This window comes from Kitasatospora sp. NPDC114501 (assembly GCF_055633695.1).
The window spans coordinates 672488-695542 of record NZ_JBVKDS010000001.1 but is presented as its reverse complement, the minus strand read 5'-3'; the positions used below and the strand labels follow the sequence as shown (position 1 = coordinate 695542).

At 73.4% G+C, this 23055-nt stretch carries 29 protein-coding genes; 5 read left to right on the top strand and 24 right to left on the bottom strand.

Features of this window, described 5'->3' with window-relative positions:
* Positions 1-60: 60 nt before the first annotated feature.
* The 16 genes from lgt to ACZ7RU_RS03175 form a co-directional block, all read right to left on the bottom strand.
* Positions 61-1026 (bottom strand): prolipoprotein diacylglyceryl transferase, encoded by a 966-nt coding sequence (lgt, locus tag ACZ7RU_RS03250; protein WP_470339229.1) that lies wholly within the window; start codon positions 1024-1026, stop codon positions 61-63.
* 119 nt (positions 1027-1145) lie between these two features.
* Positions 1146-2009, bottom strand: coding sequence for a DsbA family protein (locus ACZ7RU_RS03245; protein ID WP_470339228.1), 864 nt, complete (start codon positions 2007-2009; stop codon positions 1146-1148).
* A 51-nt stretch (positions 2010-2060) separates the two neighbouring features.
* On the bottom strand, positions 2061-2573 hold the full coding sequence (locus tag ACZ7RU_RS03240) for a MauE/DoxX family redox-associated membrane protein (protein WP_470339227.1): 513 nt from the start codon (positions 2571-2573) through the stop codon (positions 2061-2063).
* Positions 2574-2711: 138 nt separating this feature from the next.
* Positions 2712-2915 carry a hypothetical protein gene (locus ACZ7RU_RS03235; RefSeq protein ID WP_470339226.1) on the bottom strand — a complete coding sequence of 68 codons (204 nt, stop codon included), beginning with the start codon at positions 2913-2915 and terminating at the stop codon, positions 2712-2714.
* Positions 2916-3211: 296 nt separating this feature from the next.
* A complete protein-coding gene (gene trpA, locus ACZ7RU_RS03230; protein WP_470339225.1) occupies positions 3212-4021 on the bottom strand; it encodes a tryptophan synthase subunit alpha in 810 nt (269 codons plus the stop codon).
* 2 nt (positions 4022-4023) lie between these two features.
* Positions 4024-5298, bottom strand: coding sequence for a tryptophan synthase subunit beta (trpB, locus tag ACZ7RU_RS03225; protein ID WP_470339224.1), 1275 nt, complete (start codon positions 5296-5298; stop codon positions 4024-4026).
* Between the two features lie 71 nt (positions 5299-5369).
* Positions 5370-5519 (bottom strand): tryptophan biosynthesis modulator TrpM, encoded by a 150-nt coding sequence (gene trpM / locus ACZ7RU_RS03220; protein ID WP_188296911.1) that lies wholly within the window; start codon positions 5517-5519, stop codon positions 5370-5372.
* 9 nt (positions 5520-5528) lie between these two features.
* Complete coding sequence (gene trpC / locus ACZ7RU_RS03215; protein WP_470339223.1) at positions 5529-6335, bottom strand: indole-3-glycerol phosphate synthase TrpC; 807 nt, start codon at positions 6333-6335, stop codon at positions 5529-5531.
* 287 nt (positions 6336-6622) lie between these two features.
* Positions 6623-7063: a DUF2752 domain-containing protein gene (locus ACZ7RU_RS03210; protein ID WP_470339222.1), complete on the bottom strand. Its 441-nt coding sequence runs from the start codon at positions 7061-7063 to the stop codon at positions 6623-6625.
* 100 nt (positions 7064-7163) lie between these two features.
* A complete protein-coding gene (locus tag ACZ7RU_RS03205; protein WP_470339221.1) occupies positions 7164-7424 on the bottom strand; it encodes an HGxxPAAW family protein in 261 nt (86 codons plus the stop codon).
* A gap of 136 nt (positions 7425-7560) precedes the next feature.
* Complete coding sequence (locus ACZ7RU_RS03200) at positions 7561-8148, bottom strand: TIGR02234 family membrane protein (RefSeq protein ID WP_470339220.1); 588 nt, start codon at positions 8146-8148, stop codon at positions 7561-7563.
* 69 nt (positions 8149-8217) lie between these two features.
* Entirely contained in the window at positions 8218-8754 is a 537-nt protein-coding gene (locus tag ACZ7RU_RS03195; RefSeq protein ID WP_470339219.1) for a Uma2 family endonuclease, read from the bottom strand.
* A 20-nt stretch (positions 8755-8774) separates the two neighbouring features.
* Positions 8775-10298, bottom strand: coding sequence for an anthranilate synthase component I (locus tag ACZ7RU_RS03190; RefSeq protein ID WP_470339218.1), 1524 nt, complete (start codon positions 10296-10298; stop codon positions 8775-8777).
* A gap of 38 nt (positions 10299-10336) precedes the next feature.
* The gene (gene hisI, locus ACZ7RU_RS03185; RefSeq protein ID WP_387749058.1) at positions 10337-10708 is read right to left on the bottom strand and encodes a phosphoribosyl-AMP cyclohydrolase; all 372 of its coding nucleotides are present in this window, start codon (positions 10706-10708) and stop codon (positions 10337-10339) included.
* Positions 10709-10782: 74 nt separating this feature from the next.
* Positions 10783-11349, bottom strand: a complete 567-nt coding sequence (locus tag ACZ7RU_RS03180; RefSeq protein ID WP_470339217.1) for a hypothetical protein — start codon at positions 11347-11349, stop codon at positions 10783-10785.
* A 226-nt stretch (positions 11350-11575) separates the two neighbouring features.
* Complete coding sequence (locus tag ACZ7RU_RS03175; RefSeq protein WP_470339216.1) at positions 11576-12244, bottom strand: hypothetical protein; 669 nt, start codon at positions 12242-12244, stop codon at positions 11576-11578.
* Between the two features lie 112 nt (positions 12245-12356).
* Between ACZ7RU_RS03175 and ACZ7RU_RS03170 the strand changes: the two genes are divergently transcribed.
* From ACZ7RU_RS03170 to ACZ7RU_RS03160, 3 genes are all read left to right on the top strand, one after another.
* Positions 12357-13010, top strand: a complete 654-nt coding sequence (locus ACZ7RU_RS03170) for a TetR/AcrR family transcriptional regulator (protein ID WP_401106954.1) — start codon at positions 12357-12359, stop codon at positions 13008-13010.
* 4 nt (positions 13011-13014) lie between these two features.
* Positions 13015-13659, top strand: coding sequence for a TIGR03085 family metal-binding protein (locus tag ACZ7RU_RS03165; protein ID WP_470339215.1), 645 nt, complete (start codon positions 13015-13017; stop codon positions 13657-13659).
* Between the two features lie 149 nt (positions 13660-13808).
* Positions 13809-14588: a VOC family protein gene (locus ACZ7RU_RS03160; protein ID WP_470339214.1), complete on the top strand. Its 780-nt coding sequence runs from the start codon at positions 13809-13811 to the stop codon at positions 14586-14588.
* Positions 14589-14697: 109 nt separating this feature from the next.
* Here the strand turns inward: ACZ7RU_RS03160 and hisF are convergent, their stop codons facing one another.
* The 8 genes from hisF to hisD are packed head-to-tail and all read right to left on the bottom strand — an operon-like array spanning position 14698 to position 20553.
* Positions 14698-15468 (bottom strand): imidazole glycerol phosphate synthase subunit HisF, encoded by a 771-nt coding sequence (gene hisF, locus ACZ7RU_RS03155; protein ID WP_470339213.1) that lies wholly within the window; start codon positions 15466-15468, stop codon positions 14698-14700.
* Complete coding sequence (locus ACZ7RU_RS03150) at positions 15465-15914, bottom strand: RidA family protein (protein WP_387749040.1); 450 nt, start codon at positions 15912-15914, stop codon at positions 15465-15467. The genes hisF and ACZ7RU_RS03150 overlap by 4 nt, the downstream gene beginning before the upstream one ends.
* The gene (gene priA, locus ACZ7RU_RS03145) at positions 15911-16636 is read right to left on the bottom strand and encodes a bifunctional 1-(5-phosphoribosyl)-5-((5-phosphoribosylamino)methylideneamino)imidazole-4-carboxamide isomerase/phosphoribosylanthranilate isomerase PriA (protein WP_387749303.1); all 726 of its coding nucleotides are present in this window, start codon (positions 16634-16636) and stop codon (positions 15911-15913) included. The genes ACZ7RU_RS03150 and priA overlap by 4 nt, the downstream gene beginning before the upstream one ends.
* A gap of 16 nt (positions 16637-16652) precedes the next feature.
* Positions 16653-17288: an imidazole glycerol phosphate synthase subunit HisH gene (gene hisH / locus ACZ7RU_RS03140; RefSeq protein WP_470339212.1), complete on the bottom strand. Its 636-nt coding sequence runs from the start codon at positions 17286-17288 to the stop codon at positions 16653-16655.
* 37 nt (positions 17289-17325) lie between these two features.
* Positions 17326-17478 carry a hypothetical protein gene (locus ACZ7RU_RS03135; protein ID WP_359908297.1) on the bottom strand — a complete coding sequence of 51 codons (153 nt, stop codon included), beginning with the start codon at positions 17476-17478 and terminating at the stop codon, positions 17326-17328.
* Entirely contained in the window at positions 17475-18068 is a 594-nt protein-coding gene (hisB, locus tag ACZ7RU_RS03130) for an imidazoleglycerol-phosphate dehydratase HisB (RefSeq protein ID WP_049650368.1), read from the bottom strand. The genes ACZ7RU_RS03135 and hisB overlap by 4 nt, the downstream gene beginning before the upstream one ends.
* 5 nt (positions 18069-18073) lie before the next feature.
* Complete coding sequence (locus tag ACZ7RU_RS03125; RefSeq protein ID WP_470339211.1) at positions 18074-19222, bottom strand: histidinol-phosphate transaminase; 1149 nt, start codon at positions 19220-19222, stop codon at positions 18074-18076.
* Positions 19223-19245: 23 nt separating this feature from the next.
* Positions 19246-20553: a histidinol dehydrogenase gene (gene hisD, locus ACZ7RU_RS03120; RefSeq protein WP_470339210.1), complete on the bottom strand. Its 1308-nt coding sequence runs from the start codon at positions 20551-20553 to the stop codon at positions 19246-19248.
* 90 nt (positions 20554-20643) lie between these two features.
* Between hisD and ACZ7RU_RS03115 the strand changes: the two genes are divergently transcribed.
* A complete protein-coding gene (locus ACZ7RU_RS03115; protein ID WP_470339209.1) occupies positions 20644-22224 on the top strand; it encodes an oxidoreductase in 1581 nt (526 codons plus the stop codon).
* Positions 22225-22312: 88 nt separating this feature from the next.
* A complete protein-coding gene (locus ACZ7RU_RS03110; protein ID WP_470339208.1) occupies positions 22313-23041 on the top strand; it encodes an LON peptidase substrate-binding domain-containing protein in 729 nt (242 codons plus the stop codon).
* The last annotated feature ends 14 nt before the right edge of the window (positions 23042-23055 follow it).

Here is a 23055-nt window from a genome sequence, read left to right as displayed (position 1 = left end):
CCACTGGGGCCACCCTTCGCAACGCTCGCGAAGGGTGGCCCCAGCCGGGAAAGTCCCTGGTCAGATCGGGTTCTCGGCCTTTTCCCCGGCCTTCCTGTCCGCCTTCTCCTCGGCCTTCTCCTCGACGTCCTTGTCCGCCTCGTCCCCGGCCTTCCGGTCGGCCGGCCCCTCGGCCTGGGCGTCCTCCGCCAGGTGCGCGGCCGGGTCGATGCTCGCCGGGTCCTCCCGCCCGGGCCGCGTCCTGCCCACGATCACGAAGTACGCGACGGCGGCGACGAACACCCCGATGGACACCCAGTCGTTCAGCCGCAGGCCGAAGTAGACGTGCGCCTCGTCGATCCGCAGCCACTCGGTCCAGAACCGGCCCACCGTGTACGCGGCCACGTACAGCGCGAACGCCCGGCCGTGGCCCAGCTTGAACCGGCGGTCCGCCCAGATCACCAGCAGCGCGACACCGACGCACCACAGCGACTCGTACAGGAAGGTCGGGTGGTAGACGCCCTTCACGACCTCGCCGCCGGGCAGCGTCTTGTCGATCTCCAGGCCCCACGGCAGGGTGGTCTCCCGGCCGTACAGCTCCTGGTTGAAGTAGTTGCCCCAGCGGCCCAGCGCCTGCGCCAGCGCGATGCCCGGCGCGATGGCGTCGGCGTACGCGGGCAGCGGCACGCCCCGGCGGCGGGCGCCGATCCAGGCGCCGACCGCGCCCAGCGCGACCGCGCCCCAGATGCCGAGGCCGCCCTCCCAGATCTTGAGGGCGTCCCAGGGGTTCTTCCCGTCGGCGAAGTACAGGCGGCCGCCGTCGGTGATCACGTGGTACAGGCGGCCGCCGACCAGGCCGAACGGCACGGCCCACACGGCGATGTCACCGACGGTGTGTTTGGCACCGCCCCGGGCGACCCAGCGCTTGCTGCCGAGCCAGACGGCAACGACGACACCGAGGATGATGCAGAAGGCGTAGGCGCGCAGCGGGATCGGTCCGAGGTACAGGACGCCCCGCGACGGGCTGGGAATGTAGGCGATATCCATGGCAGTTCCGACGCTACAGGGTCCGACGGCCCGCTCGGGCAGCCTCGTGGTCACAGAAACCGAACAACGGGCGGCGCCGCCCCCTCCGGACGGGGAGGGGGCGGCGCGGCGCAGCGGGCTCAGCCGGCCGTCGGCGACGGGTTGTTGGCCTCCGAAGCGGTGCTGGTCGGCGCCGGGGTCTGCCCGTGGGAACCCGCCGTGCCCAGCTGCTTGCCCTGGTTCGCGGCGTCCACCCACTTCACCAGGTTCGCCGGGGTGATCTCCTCGCTGCCGTTCTTCGGGTAGATCGGCTGGCCGTTGAGCAGCACGGTGGGGGTGGACTTGAAGCTGGACTTGTCGAAGTCCTGCTGCACCGCGGACACCCACCCGCCGAACCTGTTGTCCTTGACGCAGGACTGGAACCCGGGCGTGTCCAGGCCGTTGACCTGCTTGGCCAGGCTGAGCAGGACAGCCTTGTCACCGAAGGCGTCGTTGGTCTCGTCCGGCTGGTTGCGGTACAGCACGTCGTGGAAGTCCCGGAAGTGTCCGGCGTCCTGGGCGCAGGCCAGCGCGTTGGCGCCGGTCCTGGAGCCCTTGCCGGTGACCGCCCGGTCGATGAACGACACGATGTGGTAGTTCGTGTAGATCTTCCCGGCGTCCTCCAGCTGGTCGACGGTCGCCGAGAACTCGCGCTCGAAGGTGCCACAGGCGGGGCAGCGCGGGTCCTCGTAGATGGTGAGGACGGAGGGCGCGTCGCCGGCGCCGACGGGGATGACCAGGTTCTTGTCGCCGATCGTCCCGGCCGGGGCGGCGGTCGGCGTCTCCGGCTTGGAGCGCTGGTTCTGCACCACGACGCCGACGATCGCCGCCGCGGCGATCACCGCGAGCACCGAACCGCCCACGATCAGCTTCTTCCTGCGCCGGGAGGAGGCCTCGTCGGCCGCCCGCTGCTCCATCATCCGCTCGCGGGCGGTGCGCTTGCCTTCTCGGTTCTTATCGCTCATTGCCTTGACATCCACGGTCGGGGGCCTTCGTCGGGTGCAGGGATGTGGGGGTCAGCTCGCCAGCAGGCCGTCTGCCGACAGCCGGGTGCGCGGCCGCCACAGCAGCCACCCGGCCAGCAACAGGAACCCGGTGTCGCGCAGGATCTCCTGGAGGTACTTCGTCTGGGACTCGTCGACGTGTCCGCCGCCGCCGAAGCAGCCGCAGTCGATCGAGATGCCGCGCGCCCAGGCGGAGGCGATCCCGGCGATGAACACCAGCAGCAGCAGCGCGGAGACCCCGGCCACCAGCCGGACGCCGAGGCCCAGCACCAGCAGCAGGGCCAGTGCCAGCTCCAGGAACGGCAGGCCGTAGCCGATCGGTTTGACCAGCCCCTCGGGGAGGATCTCGTAGGCCCGTACGGCCTGCGCGGCCTCCGCCGGATCGGAGACCTTCGCCAGCCCGGCCCACCCCCAGACGACCGCGAGTGCGAGCCGGACCACCGTGCCGAGCCACTCACTCCAGACCGGCACCGGGCGCCGCGCCGGCGGCGGCGCGGGCGCGGAGCCACCGGGCTGCGCGGCCATCAGGGAACCCCCCTCGGGAAACTCGTTCACTCCCTGAGGAACCGTCCGGGGCGGGGGGCGGTTCTTCCGCATTCGGGAATTAAGCCGGATGAGTGACGCTCCGTCCGAATGAACCGCCCCGAACCGAACACCCGGGCGTCAGCGGCACCCCGCCGGCCATCCCGCCTCGAACAGATCGGGGTGCCGGGCCGCCTCCGCGCACGCCACCGCCTCCCGTTCCGCCCGCTCGGCCCCCCGCTTGGCCAGCGCCTGCCCCACCTCGACGTGCACTCCGACCGCACCGCCGAGCACCACCACGGCCGCCGCCGCCCGCAGCAGAACGGCCCGCTGGAGACTCCGCACCGGCTCACCCCTTCCGCTCGGTTCCGTAACCGTTCGTGCACTCCTCCCTCCACTCAACGTCCGCCAACCCCCTCTGATGCGTGTCCCCACCCCTTGTTCACCCGTTCGGGTCCGCATCCCCGTCGGCGCGCACACCGGAGCCGCGCGCCCGCGCCCGCGCCCCGCTGAAGAACGGCGGCCGCGGAAGAGCGAGTGGCACGGAGCGACGGCCACGGATACGCGCTGGCTCCGGAAACGCGACGGCCCCCCACTCCCCGAGGAGTGAGGGGCCGTCGGTCAGACGGTCCTACCGCGCGTCAGCGCCTGCGCACGCCAGCGGCCAGCTCCCCGGCCAGGGCCCGCACGGCGTCCAGCGCCGCGGCCTCGTCCTCGCCCGCGGCCAGGATCCGCTTCACGAACGCCGACCCCACGATCACGCCGTCCGCGAACCGGGCGACCTCCGCCGCCTGCACCGCGTCCGAGACGCCGAGCCCGACGCAGACCGGCAGGTCCGTGGTGGCCCGGGTCCGGGCGACCAGGTCCTCGGCCATCGACCCGACGGCCGACCGCGTCCCGGTCACGCCCATCACCGCGGCCGCGTACACGAACCCGCTGCCCGCCGCCGTGACCTCCGCGAGGCGCGCGTCCTTGCTGCTCGGGGCGACCACGAACACGGTGTCCAGACCGTGCTCGTCCGCCGCCTTGCGCCACTCCTCGGACTCCTCCACCGGCAGGTCCGGCAGGATGCACCCGGCCCCGCCCGCGGCCGCCAGGTCCGCCGCGAACCGCGCCACGCCGTAGCGGTCGACCGGGTTCCAGTACGTCATCACCAGCACCGCGGCCTCCGGGTGCGCCGAGGCGACCTCCTGGACGGTCCGCAGCACGTCCTTGATCCGCACACCGCCCCGCAGCGCGATGTCGTCGGCGGTCTGGATGACCGCGCCGTCCAGGACCGGGTCGGAGTGCGGCAGGCCGATCTCGACCACGTCGCAGCCGCCCTCGATCAGCGCCTCGACCGCCCGGATGCCGCCGTCCACGGTCGGGAACCCGGCCGGCAGGTAGCCGATCAGCGCGGCCCGGTCCTCGGCCTTCGCGGCCGCCAGTACACCGGTCAGCTTGGAAGTCATGATCACTTACCCCCCTCGGCGGCGCCGTCGCCGGAGCCCTCGCCCGAACCGCCGGTCCGCTCGTCGTACAGCCCGAAGTACTCGGCCGCGGTGTGCATGTCCTTGTCGCCGCGTCCCGACAGCGAGACCAGGATGGTCGCCTCCGGCCCGAGCTCGCGCCCCAGCTCCAGCGCCCCGGCGAGCGCGTGGGCGCTCTCGATGGCCGGGATGATCCCCTCGGTACGGGACAGCAGCCGCAGCGCCTGCATCGCGGCGTCGTCGGTGACCGGCCGGTACTCCGCCCGCCCGGTGTCCTTCAGCCAGGCGTGCTCCGGCCCGACCCCCGGGTAGTCCAGCCCCGCCGAGATCGAGTGCGACTCGATGGTCTGGCCGTCCTCGTCCTGGAGGACGTACGTCCGGGAGCCGTGCAGCACCCCCGGGTCGCCCTTGGTCAGGGTGGCCGCGTGCCGGGGCGTCTCGGCGCCCTCGCCGGCCGCCTCGCAGCCGACCAGCCGCACCCCGGCGTCCGGGATGAACTCGTGGAAGATCCCCATCGCGTTGGAGCCGCCGCCCACGCAGGCCACCACCGCGTCGGGCAGCCGCCCGGTCCGGTCGAGCACCTGCTGGCGCGCCTCGACGCCGATGACCCGGTGGAAGTCCCGGACCATCATCGGGAACGGGTGCGGCCCGGCGACGGTGCCGAACAGGTAGTGGGTGGAGTCGACGTTGGCGACCCAGTCCCGGAACGCCTCGTTGATGGCGTCCTTGAGCGTCCGGCTGCCGGACTTGACGGCCACCACCTCGGCGCCGAGCATCCGCATCCGGGCGACGTTGAGCGCCTGGCGCTCGGTGTCGACCTCGCCCATGTAGATGGTGCAGTCGAAGCCGAACAGCGCGCAGGCGGTCGCGGTGGCCACGCCGTGCTGGCCGGCGCCGGTCTCGGCGATGATCCGGGTCTTGCCCATCCGCCTGGTGAGCAGCGCCTGGCCCAGCACGTTGTTGATCTTGTGCGAGCCGGTGTGGTTGAGGTCCTCGCGCTTGAGCAGGACGCGCGCGCCGCCCGCCTCCGCGGAGAAGCGGTGCACGTCGGTCAGCGGGCTCGGGCGCCCGGTGTAGTCCTTGAGCAGGCCGTCGAGCTCGGCGGCGAAGGCCGGGTCGGCCTTGGCCTTCTCGTACTCCTCGGCGACCTGCTCGACCGCGGCGACCAGCGCCTCGGGGATGAAGCGGCCGCCGTACGCGCCGAAGTAGCCGCGTGCGTCCGGCACCTGGGCGCCGGGCAGGTAGTCCTTTTCGGACATGGTGGTATCCCTTGAACGGAGATGGACAACGGTGACGTCCGACCCGGCCGGGCTCGGCCGGGTGGCCGGCTTCAGCCGGACGTCACGCGCCATCGCCGCCCCGGCACCTGCCCGGGCTCGCACCCGATGACGTACCGCACCCGACGCCCCAGCACCCGGCGTGCGGGCGCGCGGCAGCCGCGCGGGCGGCAACCGGGGGCGAGTCGGGCGGCGATCTTCATCGGGTGGCGTCAGTCCTTGTGCCGGATGGCGGGGTGGGCCCCGGCGGCGACCAGGTCGGCGACCGCGGCGCGCGGGTCCCTGCCGGTCACCAGGGTCTCGCCGACCAGCACCGCGTCGGCACCCAGGTTGGCGTAGTTGATCACGTCCAGCGGGCCGCGCACGCCGGACTCGGCGATCTTGACGACGTCGTCCGGGATCGCGTGGGCGACGTTCTCGAAGGTGTTGCGGTCCACCTCGAGCGTCTTGAGGTTGCGGGCGTTGACGCCGATGATCCGGGCGCCGGCGTCCACCGCGCGCTTGATCTCCTCCTCGTCGTGCACCTCCACCAGCGGGGTGAGGCCGATCGACTCGGCGCGCTCGATCAGCGACACCAGGGCCGACTGGTCGAGGGCCGCGACGATCAGCAACGCGAGGTCGGCGCCGTGCGCACGGGCCTCCCACAGCTGGTAGGCGGTGACGATGAAGTCCTTGCGCAGCAGCGGGGTGTCCACCGCGGCGCGGACGGCGTCCAGGTCGGCCAGCGAACCGCCGAAGCGGCGCTGCTCGGTCAGCACGCTGATCGCGGCGGCACCGCCGGCCGCGTAGTCGACCGCCAGGGCGGCCGGATCGGCGATCGAGGCCAGGGCGCCCTTGGACGGGCTGGAGCGCTTCACCTCGCAGATCACCCGGACCCCGTCGCCCTTGAGGGCGGTGACGCCGTCCTTGGCCTCCGGGGCCTTGGCGGCGAGCTCCTTGAGCTCGTCCAGGGAGACCCGGGCCTGCCGCTCGGCGAGGTCCTCGCGGACCCCTTCGATGATCGAGTCGAGCACACTCACTCAGGAGCCCCCATCTTTTCTGCCAGTCGGTCGGCGCGAGTCGGCGGGCGACAGCCCACCGGCCCTTCGATGGTATCGGCACCCGGGGGCGGGGGGCGCACCGGTTCGAACCGCGTCCCATGGACCGGACGTCCGACCCGGCGGTCCCCAGCTGCGGCTTCGTCGGCGCCACGGCGGTTTTCGGACGGTCTTCGCGCCGGTTTTCGGCCGGTCTCCGGGCCGCCGGACGCGGCGGGCCGACCGGGCAGCGGGGATCGGCGGCCCGGGAAGCGGGTCCGGCGGCCGGATCAGACCAGCGGCGGTGCCAGCCCCGCGCCGATCGACGAGTTGCGCACCACGGTGAACACCAGCACCAGCAAGGCGATCAGCGCCCAGCGCCGCCCCCCGACGGTGATCCTGGGCGGCGCCCCGCCGGTCAGCGCGGCCCAGCCCCAGCGCAGCCAGAGCACCGCCAGCACGCCGAACAGCAGGACGGCGACGGCGTTGTCGTGCAGGGCCCCGGTGAGGTCCCCGTGGGTCAGCGCGTGGATGCAGCGCAGCCCCCCGCAGCCGGGACACCACCAGCCGGTGGCGGTCAGGAACGGGCACTCCGGGTAGTGCCCGGGGGTGTTCGGGTCCACCACGGCGACGTACGCGGCGGGGACGGCCACCGCCGCCAGCGCGGTCAGCGGCGGCCTCAGCCGACGCAGCACGGGCGACGGGGCGGAGGCGGTGGGGGCGGAGGTCACGCCCCGATTCTGCCCGGGCCGGGCCCGGACACGACGAAACGGCGGGCGTGGCGCGCCCGCCGTTCCATGTACGACAAACGGGTGGTGCGACGAGCCGTCGTCAGGCGGTGACGGCGGCGGCCTCACGGGCCGCGGTCTGCTCCTCGGCCGACTTGTAGACGTTGGTGCTGGCCTGCTTGCCCATGCCCGCCAGGGACATGGCCTTGCCGACCACACCGCCGGCCAGGACGACCGCCAGGCCGACCCAGACGAGCAGCACCGACGGCAGGATCATCGCGACGCCCGCGACACCGAAACCGACGAAGGAGATGACGACGCCGGTCCAGGCGGCGGGGGTGTGGCCGTGTGCTGCTGCTGCCATCTGAATGCTGCTCCTTGGCTCTCGGGGCCCGGCCGGGCCTGCGGGGCCGCCGGCGGGTTGACGGGTTCCATTGTGCCGGGCCACACACCGGGGGCCCAAAGCGGGTGGCGGGTCTATCGCGTCACATGCGCGCAGCTCACACCGCGGTGGGGTCCTCGCCGCGGTCCAGCGCCTTCCACAGGTCGCCCGGGGTGTCGGCCTTCGCCGGGATCCTGCGGGTCGGCGCCTCGTAGCGGCTGCCCATGGCCGGCCAGCCCCGGCCGTAGCGCAGGGTGAGCAGCCCGGCCACGGCGAGCAGCACCGCGCCGACCAGCGCGACCCAGGGCCAGCCGGTGTGCGAGACCTCGGTGGCCGCCGAGCCGGTCAGCGCCAGCTTGCGGGCGGCCTCGGCGTCCAGCGCGGCGGTGTCGCCCGCTCCGGCCACAGAGGCGGCGGCCGCGCCGAGCCCGGCCAGCAGGGTCAGCGCGCCGACGGCGAGCCGGCCGGCGCCGCGTACGGCGAACACCGCGACGGCCGCGGCGAGGCCCACCAGGGCCAGCCCGCCGGGCAGTTCGGAGATCTTCCCGCCGGTGACGGAGACGTCCAGGGTGCCGGCCCGGCCCTCGGCCCAGGTCCGCCCGACCGCGGTCAGCACCAGCACGGCGCTCAGCACGGTCAGCAGCAGCATCACGCCGAGGGTGCGGCGGCCGGGGGTGGCGGGGGCGGGGGTCTGCTCAGCGGTCACCCGTCCACTATCCCCCGGCCGACGCCGGGGTCCGTACCCGGGGTGGGGCGGGTCGCGTCGCGGGGTGGGTCAGGGGGCGGGTCGCGGGGTGGGTCGCGGGGTGGGGAACTCGTCCGTGCGCAGCACCACGGTGCGGCCGCCGAGCGGCAGGAACAGGTCGTTGCCGAACGGCACCCGTTCGGCCTCCCGGTAGACCCCCTCCGGGGACGGCGCGGTGTGCACGGTGCAGACCGCCGCCGCCGGATCGACCACCACGTACAGCGGAACACCGCCGCACGCGTACGCCCTCGCCGCCTCCGCCAGGCCCGGCCGGGCCAGTTCCAGCACCGCCTCGACCCCGGCCGCGCCGAACCGGCCCCGGACGCCCCGCACCGCGTCCCGGGCGAGCACGGCCAGGTCCGGGGCGAGCACCACGGGGAAGTCGGCCGAGGAGTCGGCCGGGAAGTCGGCCGGGAAGTCGATCGCCACCCCGGACAGCACCCGGCCGTGGCCCGCCGGCTGCTCGCCGAGCTGTCCGGCCGCGCCGAGCACGACCGCCCAGCGCAGCTCGTCGTACGGCACCTCGGCCGTCTCGCGGGCCTCGGGCACGTCGGGGACCTCGGGCATCCCGGCCGCCTCCTCGCGCCTCAGGACAGTTCCGGCCTCCGCAGCGTATTGGCGGTGGCGACGGCCCGCAGCACGGCGGCCGCCTTGTTGCGGCACTCGGTGTCCTCGCCGTGCGGGTCGGAGTCGGCCACCACGCCCGCGCCGGCCTGCACGTACGCGGTGCCGTCGCGCAGCACCGCGGTGCGGATGGCGATCGCGGTGTCCGAGTCCCCGGCGAAGTCCAGGTAGCCGACGCAGCCGCCGTACAGGCCGCGCCGGGTGGGCTCCAGCTCCTCGATGATCCGCATCGCCCGGGGCTTGGGCGCGCCGGAGAGGGTGCCGGCCGGGAAGCAGGCGGTCAGCACGTCGAAGGCGGTGCGCCCGGGCGCGACCCTGCCGGTCACCGTCGACACGATGTGCATCACGTGGCTGTAGCGCTCGATCTGCATGAAGTCGACCACCTCGACGCTGCCCGGCTCGCAGACCCGGCCGAGGTCGTTGCGGCCCAGGTCCACCAGCATCAGGTGCTCGGCCCGCTCCTTGGGGTCGGCGAGCAGCTCGGCGGCCAGCTCCGCGTCCTCGTGCGGGGTGGCGCCCCGGTGCCGGGTGCCGGCGATCGGGTGCAGCATCGCCTCGCCCCCGGTCACCTTGACCAGGGCCTCCGGGCTGGAGCCGACCACGTCGAAGCCGCCCTCGGCGCCGCCGTCCGGCCCGGGGAAGCGGAACAGGTACATGTACGGGCTGGGGTTGGTGGTGCGCAGCACCCGGTAGACGTCCAGCGCCGAGGCCGGGCAGGGCGCCTCGAAGCGCTGCGAGGGCACCACCTGGAAGGCCTCGCCGGCCCGGATCCGCTCCTTGATCTCCTCCACCGCGGCCCGGTACGGCTCGCCGCCGAACGGCGAGTGCACCTCGCCGGGGCCGGCCGGGGAGAAGGTGGCCAGGCCCGGGTCGACCGGCTTGAACAGCTCGGCCTCCATCGCGTCCAGCCGGGCCACCGCGTCCGCCCAGGCCTCGTCCACGCCGCTGGCCAGGTCGTTGTGGTTGACGGCGTTGGCGATCAGCAGCACCGTGCCGTCGACGTGGTCGAGCACGGCGAGGTCGGTGGCGAGCAGCATGGTCAGCTCGGGCAGGCCCAGGTCGTCCGGGTTGAGGTCGGGCAGCTTCTCCAGCCGGCGGACGATGTCGTAGCCGAGGTAGCCGACCAGGCCGCCGGTGAGCGGGGGCAGGCCGTCGTCCTCCTGCCGCGGGGTGTGCAGCGCCTGGAGGGCGGCGCGCAGCACCTCCAGCGGGTCGCCGGTGGTGGGGATGCCGACCGGCGGGGTGCCGAGCCAGCGGGCCCCGCCGTCCGGGCCGACGGTGAGCGCGGCGGCGCTGCGCACCCCGACGAAGGAGTAGCGCGACCAGCTGCGGCCCTGCTCGGCGGACTCCAGCAGGAAGGTGCCGGGCCGCTCCTCGGCGAGGCTGCGGTAGAGGCCGATCGGGGTGAGGCCGTCCGCGAGGAGCCTGCGGGTGACCGGGATGACCCGGGTGTCGACGGCGAGCTTGCGGAAGGCTTCGAGATCCATGACGGGCGGCACCTTCTGGAGTTGTGGACGGGGTGGGATCAGGACAGTGGGAGCACGTCGGCGTCGAAGCAGGTGCGGTCGCCGGTGTGGCAGGCCGCGCCGCTCTGGTCGACCTTGACCAGCAGGGTGTCGCCGTCGCAGTCCAGGGCCACCGACTTGACCGCCTGGACGTGGCCCGAGGTGTCGCCCTTCACCCAGTACTCACGGCGGCTGCGGCTCCAGTAGGTGCAGCGGCCCGTGGTGAGGGTGCGGTGCAGCGCCTCGTCGTCCATCCATCCCAGCATCAGCACCTCGCCGGTGTCGTACTGCTGGGCGATGGCCGGGAGCAGCCCGTCCTCGGTGCGCTTGAGCCGCGCGGCGATCTCGGGCGCGAGGGCGGTGCTGCCGGGAGTGGCGGGTGTCGTGGACATGGACCCCATTGTGTCAGCCCGCCCCACCACCCCGGTGGGGTGGCACCGCCCCGTACCGGGCGCCACCGGGGTCCTTACGGGTGCAGCTGCCCGGTGAGCTTGGGGGCGCCCTGCTTGTTGCCGGCGGTCAGGGTGCAGGTGTAGTCGCGCCAGCCCTGCTGGTAGTTGGCCATCGCCGGGCCGAACTGACGGCCGTAGTACGTCTTTCCGTCACCCTGGCGGGCCTTGGCGGCGGCTTCGGCCTCCTTGCAGCCGTCCCGCATGGCGAGGGCGAGCGGGATGTCGCCGGTGATGCCGTCGGCCAGCTTGAGGTCGGCGATCACCTCACCGTCGTGGTCGCCGGCGCAGGGGCGCTCCTCCGGCTTGGTGATCACCGGGCTCAGCTGCGGGTGGTCGAAGCAGGCGCCGACCGGGAAGAAGGCGTACGGCGGCTGCGGCGTGGGCGTCGGGGTGGGTGTCGGCGTCGGGGTGACCGTTGCCGTGGGGGTGGGCGGCGGCGCGGCGGCGGGCTTCTCGTCGTCCGGCCACAGCACCGCGGTGGCCACCACCGCGAGCAGGACGACCAGCACGGCGGCAACGGTGAGGACCAGGCCCCGGGACGGGCTGGACCCGCCTGCGGGCGGCGGCTGCTCGGAGGTCATGGCCACGAGGATGGCCCACCCGACCCCCACCTGACAGCCGCTTCGCCGAACTCGCCCCCAACGGGCGGCCGCCCGGACGTGGAGCGGCGCCACCGGGCACGTCCCGAGAAGAACAGAAGCTGTTCAGATGGACGGGATTTCAGTGCGGGTTCTCGGCATTCCGAGAACCCGCACCGCAGTCGGCCCTGCCATGGACCACGGGAGACGGCCGCCGTGGCGCCGTGGGTCAGGCCGCGCGGTCGGAGGCCGGGCGGCGCAGCCGGCGGCGGACCGCCCACACCGCCGCGGCGAGGACGAAGCCGTAGACGGACACCAGTCCGTGGCCGTTCTCCTGGGCGAGCCACATCGCGAGGCCCAGGGCGGGGACGCCGGCCGCCAGGGCGATCTCCTTGGGGAGGCGGGTGCGGGTGAGGAAGGCGAGGGCGAGGGAGGCGCCGAGGAAGTAGGTGGCGCCGGAGCTGCCGGCGAAGTTGCGCGGGTCGGTGCTGGGGCCGCCGCCGAAGCCGAGCAGGGTGTCGATGCGGCCGGGCAGCAGGATGCCGGCGAGGAAGAAGCCGAGGGTGAGCGGGCCGCCCCAGTACCACTGGGCCAGCGCGGCGACGGCGGCGAGGCTGACGAGGTTCCACAGGCCGCCGAAGAGGCCGCCGTTCTGCATGAACACCGAGGTGAACTCGCGCCACCAGCCGGACTTCGACGGGTCGCCGTCGAGGGCGTCCATCGCACCGGACCAGACGAGCTGGAGCAGCACGCCGCCGACGGCCAGCGCGGTCAGGGCGATCGCCGCCCACGGCAGCGGCCGTCCGCGCAGGGTGTCGCGACCCACCACGCCGAGCCCGCAGTTGACCATCATGACCATCAGCGCGGCCGTGGTCACGTTGAAGACGATCGCCTCCACGTCTGGCCCCTCCCCCCGGTTCCGGTGCTGCTTCCAACACCGTTCGAAAACTTGCTGGCGCAAAGCTAGCACAACTTTCGAACGGTGTTTGAAAACGCGGTACGGTGAATCCATGAAGCTCACCAAGGACCGCATCGTCGACGCGGGCATGGCCGTCTTCGCCGAGGTCGGTTACCAGAACCTGTCCATGCGCCAGGTCGCCGAGCGCCTCAACGCCCGCGCGGGCAGCCTCTACTACCACGTACGCGGCAAGGACGAGCTGCTCGCCCTGATGGCCGACCGGGTCTGCCGCCGGGCGTACGACGCCGGCACCGAGGCCCTGGACGCCCTCCCGGCCACCGCCACCTGGCAGGACCGCATCCGGACCCAGGCCACCGCCCTGCGGCTGAGCATCAAGCAGCACCCCGGCGGCGCCCAACTCCTCGCCGAGAGCCCCGGCATGCTCAGCACCGGCGCCCTCTCCCTGATGGAACGCCTGCTGCGCACCCTCCTCGACGCCGGTCTGCCCGCCGACCACTGCGGCGTCGCCGCCGACACCCTGCTCAGCCACGTCACCGGCTTCGTCCTCCAGGAGCAGAACCAGCCGGCGGCGCCGCCGGCCGTCACCGCCGAGCGCTACGCCGAACTGCGCGAACGGTTCCCCCTGGTCATGGGCCCGTTGATGCCCCGCCTGAGCCAGGACGAGAAGTTCGCACGAAGCGTCCACCTGCTCTGCGCCGGCTTCGCCGCCGCCTTCGGCGGGTGCGGGACCGAGCCCCTAGGCTGACGTCATGTCGAACCACGCCCTCGCCGAACGCCACCGGCTCGCCCGACTCCTGACCGCCGCCGGGCCGGACGCCCCCACGCTCTGCGCCGGTTGGACCACCCGGGACCTCGCCGCCCACCTGGTGGTCCGTGAGCGCCGCCCCGACGCGGCGGCCGGGATCCGGGTCGGGGCGCTGGCCGGGTGGACGCGGCGGGTGCAGGACGGGTACGCGGAGCGGCCGTACGAGGAGCTGGTGCGGCTGTTCCGGGCCGGGCCGCCGGTCTACTCCCCGTTCGCCCTGCCCGGCGCCGACGAGGCGGCGAACACCGTCGAGTACTTCGTCCACGCCGAGGACGTCCTGCGCGCGGCCGAGGACTGGACCGCGCAGCCCGTTCCGCCCGGCCGGGCCGAGGCCCTCTGGCGGCGCCTCCCGCTCATCGCCCGGCTGGAGGCCGGCCGGCGCTCCCCCGTCCGGCTGTCCCTCACCCACCCCGACGGCCGTTCCATCACCGTCGGCCCCGCGGGCGCCGCCACCGTCCGCCTCACCGGCGAGCCCGCCGAGCTCGTCCTGTTCGCCTACGGCCGCGGGGAACGGACCACCCTCACCGTCGACGGCGCCCCGGACGCCGTCGAGGCCCTGCGCCACGTCCTGCCGCTGCCCTCGGAGTAGCGCGCCCGACAGCTGCGGCGCCCCACTGCCGGGCGGCTCTCCGGCTGCGGATGTCGGTGCCCGGGTGCAGACTCGCAGGTGGCCGGGAGGGGGCGTGCGCGCGCCCGACGGAAACCGTCCCGGCCACTCTCCGTCGAAGGGCCACCGGCATGATCACCACCGACTTCCCCATCGGCTCGCCCTGCTGGATCGACCTGGGCAGCCCGGACATCCCCGCCAGCGCCGCGTTCTACGACCAGGTGTTCGGCTGGACCTTCCAGGAGGTCCCGGGGACCGGCGGCTACGGGTTCGTCCAGCTGAACGGCAGGACCGTCGGCGCGATCGGTTCGCTCAACGAGGGGGACCCGTCCACCTGGACGACGTACTTCCGCAGCGCGGACGCGGACGCCACCGCCAACGCCGTCCAGCAGGCCGGCGGCAAGGTCCTGGTCGAGCCCATGGACGTCATGCAGGAGGGCCGGCTGGCCCAGTTCTCGGACCCGCAGGGCGCCCGGTTCGCGATCTGGCAGTCCGGCAACACCAAGGGGCTGGACCTCGTCTCCGACGAGGGCGCGCTGGTCTGGGCCGAGCTGCACACCTCCGACCAGGACGGCGCCTTCACCTTCTACCGGCAGCTGTTCGGCTGGCGGGTGGAGAACTTCGAGCCGTCGCCGGGCATGAACTACCGGGTGGTCTCCACCGCCGAGGGCGACCAGCAGGCCACCAGCTTCGGCGGCATCGCCCCGACCATGTCCCCCGAGCAGCCGCCCGCCTGGACGCCCTACTTCGCCACCGAGGACGTCGACGGGGTGATCGCCAGGGCGACGGCGGCCGGCGGCACAGTGCTGATGCCGGCCTCGGACGTGGAGAACGTCGGGCGCCTCGCCTGGCTGGCGGACCCGAACGGCGCCCCCTTCGCCCTGATCAAGGGCGAGCCCCGGGAGTCGTGAGCCCCGGGAGTCCTGAGCACACGACGAGGGCCCGCTGCACACCGGTGCGACGGGCCCTCCCACGTACAGGACGTCCGGACGGAACGTCCGGACCGGAACTACGGACCGATCACCGCACCGGGTGCCCGGCCTCCCGCAGCGCGCCCTTGACCTCGCCGATCCGCAGGTCCCCGAAGTGGAACACGCTGGCCGCCAACACCGCGTCCGCGCCCGCCTCGACGGCCGGCGCGAAGTCCGCGAGCTTGCCCGCCCCGCCGGAGGCGATCACCGGCACCGAGACGGCCTCGCGCACGGCCCGGATCATGTCCAGGTCGTAGCCGTCCTTGGTGCCGTCCGCGTCCATCGAGTTGAGCAGGATCTCGCCGGCCCCCAACTCGGCGGCGCGGCCCGCCCATTCGACGGCGTCGAGCCCGGTGCCCCGGCGCCCGCCGTGGGTGGTGACCTCGAATCCGGACGCGGTCTCGACACCGGCGGGGCAGCGCCGGGCGTCCACCGACAGCACCAGCACCTGCCGCCCGAACCGCTGGGCGATCTCCCGGACCAGCTCCGGCCGGGCGATCGCCGCGGTGTTGACGCCGACCTTGTCGGCGCCGGCCCGCAGCAGCTTGTCGACGTCGTCGACGGCGCGGATGCCGCCGCCCACCGTCAGCGGGATGAAGACCTGCTCGGCGGTCCGGCGGACCACGTCGTAGGTGGTCTCCCGGTCGCCGGAGGAGGCGGTGATGTCGAGGAAGGTCAGCTCGTCGGCGCCCTCGGCGTCGTAGAGCTTGGCCATCTCGACCGGGTCGCCGGCGTCGCGCAGGTTCTGGAAGTTGACGCCCTTGACCACCCGCCCGGCGTCCACGTCGAGGCAGGGGATGACACGTACTGCGAGGGTCACGGCTGTTCGCCTTCCAGGGGTCCCTGGGCTTCCAGGGTCTTTGCCAGCCCGGATCGGTACGCGTCGAGCTCGATCTCGACCATCATCCGGGAGTCGATCAGTCCCTCGACCACCACCATGGTGGCCACCGGGCGTGCGGCGTCGAAGAGTTCGCGGTGGGCGCGGCCCACCTCCTCGGCGTCGCGGACGTGGGTGATGTACATCCGGGTGCGGACCACGTCGTCGGTGGTCAGACCGTACGCGGCCAGGGCCTTGAGCCCGACGCCGAACGCGGCGAGGGTCTGCCGGTACGGATCGCCCTCGTGCTCGATCCGGCCGTCCACCCAGGCGGTGGAGCCGGCCACGTGCACGTGGTCGCCCGCGGCGACCGCCCGGGAGTAGCCGAACTCGTCCTCCCAGGGGGAGAATCCGCCGACCCTGCCACGTACGATCCGACCGTCCGTCATCCTGAAACCGCCTCCAGGGCCTCTTCGAGGGTGAACTTCTGCTCGTAGAGTGCCTTGCCCACGATGGCGCCCTCGACACCCTCGCCGACCAGCGTGGCGATGGCGCGCAGGTCGTCGAGCGAGGAGACGCCGCCGGAGGCGACCACGGGCCGGTCCGTCGCGGCGCAGACGTCGCGCAGCAGCTGGAGGTTGGGGCCGGTCAGGGTGCCGTCCCGGTTGACGTCGGTGACGACGTAGCGGGCGCAGCCCTCCCGGTTGAGGCGCTCCAGCACGTCGAAGAGCTGGCCGCCGTCGCGGGTCCAGCCGCGGCCGCGCAGGGTGGTGCCGACGACGTCGAGGCCGACGGCGATCCGGTCGCCGTGCTCGGCGATCGCCTTGGCGACCCACTCGGGGGCCTCCAGGGCGGCGGTGCCGAGGTTGACCCGGGTGCAGCCGGTGGCGAGCGCGCGGGCGAGCGACTCGTCGTCGCGGATGCCGCCGGACAGCTCGACCTTGACGTCCAGCTGTCCGGTGACCTCGCGCAGCAGCTCGTAGTTGGAGCCGGTGCCGAAGGCGGCGTCCAGGTCGACCAGGTGCAGCCACTCGGCGCCGGCGTTCTGCCAGGCGAGGGCGGCGGCCAGCGGCTCGCCGAAGGAGGTCTCGGTGCCGGAGGCGCCCTTGACCAGGCGGACGGCCTGACCGTCCCGGACGTCGACGGCGGGCAGCAGTTCGAGGCTCATCAGATCAACTCTCAGACGGTCAGAGGGTGTCGACCCAGTTGGTCAACAGGGCGGCGCCGGCGTCGCCGGACTTCTCGGGGTGGAACTGGGTGGCCCACAGCGGGCCGTTCTCGACGGCCGCGACGAACGGCTGCCCGTGGGTGGCCCAGGTGACCAGCGGCGGGTTGATCCGCGCGCTGTGGACCTCCAGCTCCCAGTGCCGCACCCCGTAGGAGTGCACGAAGTAGAAGCGGGTCTCCGGGTCGAGGCCGGCGAACATCCGGCTGCCCTCGGGCGCGTCCACGGTGTTCCAGCCCATGTGCGGGACGACGGGGGCCTCCAGCGGCTCCACGGTGCCCGGCCACTCGTCGCAGCCGGCCGTCTCCACGCCGTGCTCGACCCCCTTCTCGAAGAGGATCTGCATGCCGACGCAGATGCCCATGACCGGTCGGCCCCCGGCGAGCCGGCGGCCGATGATCCAGTCGCCGCGGACAGACTTGAGCCCGCGCATGCAGGCCTCGAAGGCGCCCACGCCGGGGACGAGCAGGCCGTCCGCGGCCATCGCGGTGTCGTAGTCGGAGCTGACCGTGACGTCCGCGCCGGTCCGCTCCAGGGCGCGCTGCGCCGAGCGGAGGTTGCCGGAGCCGTAGTCGAGGACGACGACGTTCTTGCCCATGTTCAGGTGTCCAGTCTCTCTACGGGGCCAAGCGGGTCTACAGGCGCAGGAGGCCGGAGGCCAGGCACATCACGGAGCCGAAGGCGAGCACCAGGATGACGCTCTTCGAGTGCTTCTGCTTCCAGAAGGAGATGACTCCGCCGGCCAGGAAGAGGCCGACGAAGATGAGGATCATCGCGGTGTTGCTCACAGCGCACCCTTGGTCGACGGAAGGATTCCGGCCGCGCGCGGGTCGCGCTCGGCGGCGTAGCGCAGCGCCCGGGCCAGCGCCTTGAACTGGCATTCCACGATGTGGTGCGCGTTGCGCCCGTACGGCACGTGGACGTGCAGCGCGATCTGCGCCTGGGCCACGAAGGACTCCAGGATGTGCCGGGTCATCGTGGTGTCGTACGAGCCGATCATCGGCGCGATGCCCTCGGGCTCGGTGTGCACCAGGTACGGCCGGCCGGAGAGGTCCACGGTGACCTGGGCGAGCGACTCGTCCAGCGGCACCGTGCAGTTGCCGAAGCGGTAGATGCCCACCTTGTCGCCGAGCGCCTGCTTGAAGGCGGCGCCGAGCGCGAGGGCGGTGTCCTCGATGGTGTGGTGGGTGTCGATGTGCAGGTCGCCGTCGGTCTTGACGGTGAGGTCGAACAGGCCGTGCCGGCCGAGCTGGTCGAGCATGTGGTCGTAGAAGCCGACACCCGTGGAGATGTCGGTCCTCCCGGTGCCGTCGAGGTCTATCTCGACCAGGACCGAGGTCTCCTTGGTGGTGCGCTCGACGCGTCCGATGCGGGACATGGGGGTTACAGCTCCTTGATCACTGTGCGGACGGCGTCCAGGAAGGCGTCGTTCTCGGCGGGCGTGCCGGCGGTGACGCGCAGCCACCCGGGGACGCCGTTGTCGCGGACCAGGACGCCCTGGTCGAGGATCGCCCGCCACACCGCGTGGGTGTCGGCGAAGCGGCCGAACTGGACGAAGTTGGCGTCCGAGTCGGTGACCTCCAGGCCCATCCCGCGCAGCGCGCCGACCAGCCGGTCGCGCTCCTCCTTGAGCCGCCCGACGTACCCGAGCAGGGTGTCGGTGTGCTCCAGGCAGGCCAGCGCGGTGGCCTGGGTGACGGCCGACAGGTGGTACGGCAGGCGCACCAGCTGCACCGCGTCCACCACGGCCGGGTCGGCGGCCAGGTAGCCCAGGCGCAGCCCGGCCGCGCCGAAGGCCTTGGACATGGTGCGGCTGACCACCAGGTTGGGCCGGCCCTCGATCAGCGGCAGCAGCGAGGGGCGGTGCGAGAACTCGACGTACGCCTCGTCCACCACCACCAGACTGGGCCGGGCGGCCTGCGCGGCCCCGTACAGCCGCAGCACGGTGTCGGCGTCCGCGGCGGTGCCGGTCGGGTTGTTGGGCGAGCAGACGAAGACCACGTTCGGCCGGTGCTCCGCGATGGCGGCGACGGCGGCGTCCACGTCGATGGTGAAGTCGTCGTTGCGCGGGCCGGAGATCCAGGCGGTGCCGGTGCCCCGGGAGATCAGCGCGTGCATCGAGTACGAGGGCTCGAAGCCGAGCGCGCTGCGGCCGGGGCCGCCGAAGGTCTGCAGCAGCTGCTGGAGCACCTCGTTGGAGCCGTTGGCCGCCCACACCTGCGCGCGCCGGACCGGGAAGCCGGTGGTCCTGCCCAGGTACGCGGCGAGGCCCTCGCGCAGCTCGACCGCGTCCCGGTCGGGGTAGCGGTTCAGCCCGCGGGCGGCCTCGGCGACGCGCTCGGCGATCCGGGCCACCAGCTCCTCGGGCAGCGGGTACGGGTTCTCGTTGGTGTTCAGCTGGACGGGCACGTCCAGCTGCGGCGCGCCGTAGGGGGACTGGCCGCGCAGCTCGTCCCGGACGGGGAGGTCGTCGATACGGATCGCGGGGGTCCCGGTCGCGGGAGCCGGAGCCGGAGCCGGAGCCGGAGCCACAGGAGTCTCAGAGGTCTCAGGAGTCACGAGCCCGGCACCGTCCAGTCGAAGCGGGCCCTGATCGCGTCCCCGTGCCCCGGCAGGTCCTCCGCGTTCGCGAGGGTGACGACGTGCGCGGCGACGCCCGCCAGCGCGTCCCGGTCGTACTCGACGACCTGGACGCCGCGCAGGAAGGTCTGCACCGACAGCCCGGAGGAGTGGCAGGCGCAGCCGCCGGTCGGCAGCACGTGGTTGGAGCCGGCCGCGTAGTCGCCCAGCGAGACCGGGGTCCAGCGGCCGATGAAGATCGCGCCGGCGTTGACGACCTTCGCCGCGACCGCGTGCGGGTCGCGGGTCTGGATCTCCAGGTGCTCGGCGGCGTACGCGTTGACCACGGCGAGGCCCTGCTCCAGGTCGTCGACCAGGATGATGCCGGACTGCCGGCCGCCCAGGGCCTCGGCGACCCGCTCGGCGTGCTTGGTCCTGGCGACCTGCTCGGCCAGCTCGGCCTCGACCGCGTCGGCCAGCGCCGGGGAGTCGGTGACCAGCACGGAGCCGGAGGTCGGGCCGTGCTCGGCCTGGCTGATCAGGTCCGCGGCGACGTCGGACGGCAGGGCGCTGTCGTCGGCGAGGACGGCGATCTCGGTCGGGCCGGCCTCGGAGTCGATGCCGATCCGGCCGGCGAAGTAGCGCTTGGCGGCGGCCACGTAGATGTTGCCGGGGCCGGTCACCATGTCGACCGGCTCGCACTCCTCGGTGCCGAGGGCGAACATCGCGACCGCCTGGGCGCCGCCGACGGAGTAGACCTCGTCCACGCCGAGCAGGGCGCAGGCCGCCAGGATGGTCGGGTGGACCCGGCCCCCGAACTCCCTCTGCGGCGGCGAGGAGACCGCGATGCCCCGGACGCCCGCCTCCTGGGCCGGCACCACGTTCATCACCACGGAGGACGGGTAGACCGCCAGCCCGCCCGGCACGTACAGGCCGACCCGCTCGACCGGCACCCAGCGCTGGGTGACCGTGCCGCCCGGCACCACCTGGGTGGTGTGCCCGGTGCGGCGCTGGTCCGCGTGCACGGCGCGGGCCCGGCGGATCGACTCCTCCAGGGCGGCCCGGACCTTCGGGTCCAGCGTCTCCAACGCCGCGGTCAGCTGCTCGGCCGGGACCCGGGTCGACTCCAGCCGGACGCCGTCGAAGCGTTCGGTGATCTCGATCAGCGCCGCGACCCCGCGATGGCGTACGTCCTCGGCGATCGGCCGCACCTTCTCCAGGGCGGCCGCCACGTCGAACTCGGCACGGGGCAGCAGGTCACGCGGGTCGTCCAGCGAGCCGCGGAGGTCGATTCGAGAGATCACGCCACCCAGTGTAAGGAGTGGCCGGAACCGCTGGCCCCGCATTTCAGTCCGTGATACGAAAGGCGAGACGACCGGGGGGCGGGGGAAACCATGGCGGAGCATGCTCCGGAGGGCTGGAACGGGGCCGAGCAGAGGCTCTGGGAGGCCTACCGCCAGGGTGACGTCCTGGACCTGCGGACGGGCGAGGCGGGGGCCGACGACGCCTTCGGCGACGCCGTCTGGGGCCCCGAGCGCACCGTCCGCGCCGAGGTGCTCGCCCACCTGCTGCTGGCCGGCCCCGGACCCGCGCCCGGCAAGGTCGCCTCGCTGCGGCTCAGCGGCGTGCGGGTGACCGGCGCGCTCAAGCTGGCCGGAGCCACCATCGACCGCTACGTCGAGGTCCACGACTGCCGCTTCGACCAGAAGATCCTGATCTCCGAGGCCGCGGCCTCGACGCTGCGCTTCGTGGGCTGCCTGATCCCCCGGCTGGAGGCCTCCCGGCTCTCCACCACCGGCGACCTCCACCTGGCCCGCTGCCGCGTCCCCGACGGCATCCGGCTCACCGACGCCAGGATCGGCACCGACCTGCTGCTCAACCAGTCGGTGGTCGGCGGCGACCGCTACGCCCGCGCCGTGTCCGCCGACGGGATCACCGTCAACCAGGACTTCGAGGCCGAACGCCTGGAGACGGACGGCGAGTTGAGCATCCGCACGGCCCGGATAGGCGGCCGGCTCTCGCTGCGCGGCGCCCAGCTGCGCGCCGTCCCGGAGAAGAACCGCATCTGCTTCAACGCCGTCCGCGTCAGCGTCGGCCACACCCTCTACCTGACCGGCTCCGCCGACGGCGGCTGGACCGGCTCCCGCGGCTACTACGGCTCCGGCTACGGCCAGGTCCCGCCGCCCGACGGCCCCGTCACCCCGTTCCGCGCCTTCGGCCGGGTCCGGCTGTCCGACTCCCGCTTCGAAGCCGCCTGCCTGATCTCCGGCGAATTCCACCTGGAGGGTGACGACGAGCTCGCGCTGAGCCGCATCCAGACCCCCGAGCTGCGCTTCTCCTGCAAGTTCCGCCCCACCGGCACGGTCTCGCTCTCCCGCGCCCGGGTCGGCAACCTGGTCGACGACCCGGACGCCTGGCCGCTCGGCAGGCACCTGCGGCTCACCGGCTTCGTCTACGAGAACCTGCGCCCGATCAGGGCCTTCACCGTCCAGCAGCGGATCGCCTGGCTGGAGGGCTCCTCGGTGGACTTCCAGCCGGAGTCCTACGAGCAGCTCGCCGCCGCCCTGCGCCGCGACGGCGCCGACGACGACGCCCGCGAGGTGCTCTACGCCAAGCAGCGCCGGCGCCGCCGCACCCTGCCGCTGCCGGCCCGGGTCTGGGGCGCGGTCCAGGACGCCACCGTCGGCTACGGCTACCGGCCCGGCCGGGCGGGCCTGTGGCTGCTGCTCGCCTGGATCCTCGGCAGCCTCTGGTTCGCCACCCACCCGCTGCAACCGCTCAAGGCCGACGAGCGCCCGCACTGGAACCCGGTGCTGTACACCCTCAACCAGCTGCTGCCGATCGTGGACCTCAACCAGGGCGGCTGGAACCCCGGCGGCCTCACCCAGTGGATCTCCGCCGGGCTGGTCGTGATCGGCTGGCTGCTCGCCTCCACGGTCGTCGCCGGCGCCACGCGGATGCTGCAACGCGGATAGCGGCGCCACACGGGTGCCGCAGCGCGGACGGCGTCGATCGTTGCGGGCGGGCGACAACCGCCGGGCCCGGGGAACTACGCTGTCCGCCGTGACAGAACGGCTGCCGCTCTTCCCGCTGAACACCGTGCTCTACCCGGGCCTGGTGCTGCCCCTGAACGTCTTCGAGGAGCGCTACCGCCGTCTCGTCGCCGATCTGCTCGAACAGTCCGAGGACACCCCCCGGCGGTTCGGCGTGCTCGCGATCAAGGACGGCCGGGAGGTCGCCCCGGTCCGGCCCGAGGAGGGCCCGGCCGGTCCGCTGGACGGCCTCGGCACGGTCACCGGGGACCCCCTGGAGGCGCTCTTCCCGGTCGGCTGCGTCGCCGACGTCGCGTCCGTCCAGCACCAGCCGGACGGACGCTACGAGCTGCTGGTCACCGGCACCACCCGGTTCCGGCTGCGCTCGGTGGACGTCTCCGGCCCGTACCTGACCGGCGAGACCGAGCCGATCGACGAGCTCCCCGGCGAGGGCGCGGGCGCGCTGGCCTCCGAGGTCGAGCGGGCGTTCCGGGTCTACCAGAAGCGCCTGGCCGGCGCCCGCGAGGCCAGCACCGTCGGCCACCAGGAACTCCCGGACGACCCCCAGGTGCTCTCCTACCTGGTCGCCGCCGCCTCGGTGTTCGAGACCCCGGTCAAGCAGCGGCTGCTCGCCTGCCCGGACAACGCCCAGCGGCTGCGCGCCGAACTCGACCTGCTGCGCCGCGAGACCGCCGTCCTCAGCTGGCTGCCCTCGCTGCCCGCCGTCGACCTCACCCGCCAGTCCTTCAGCCCCAACTGACCGAGGACCCCCGC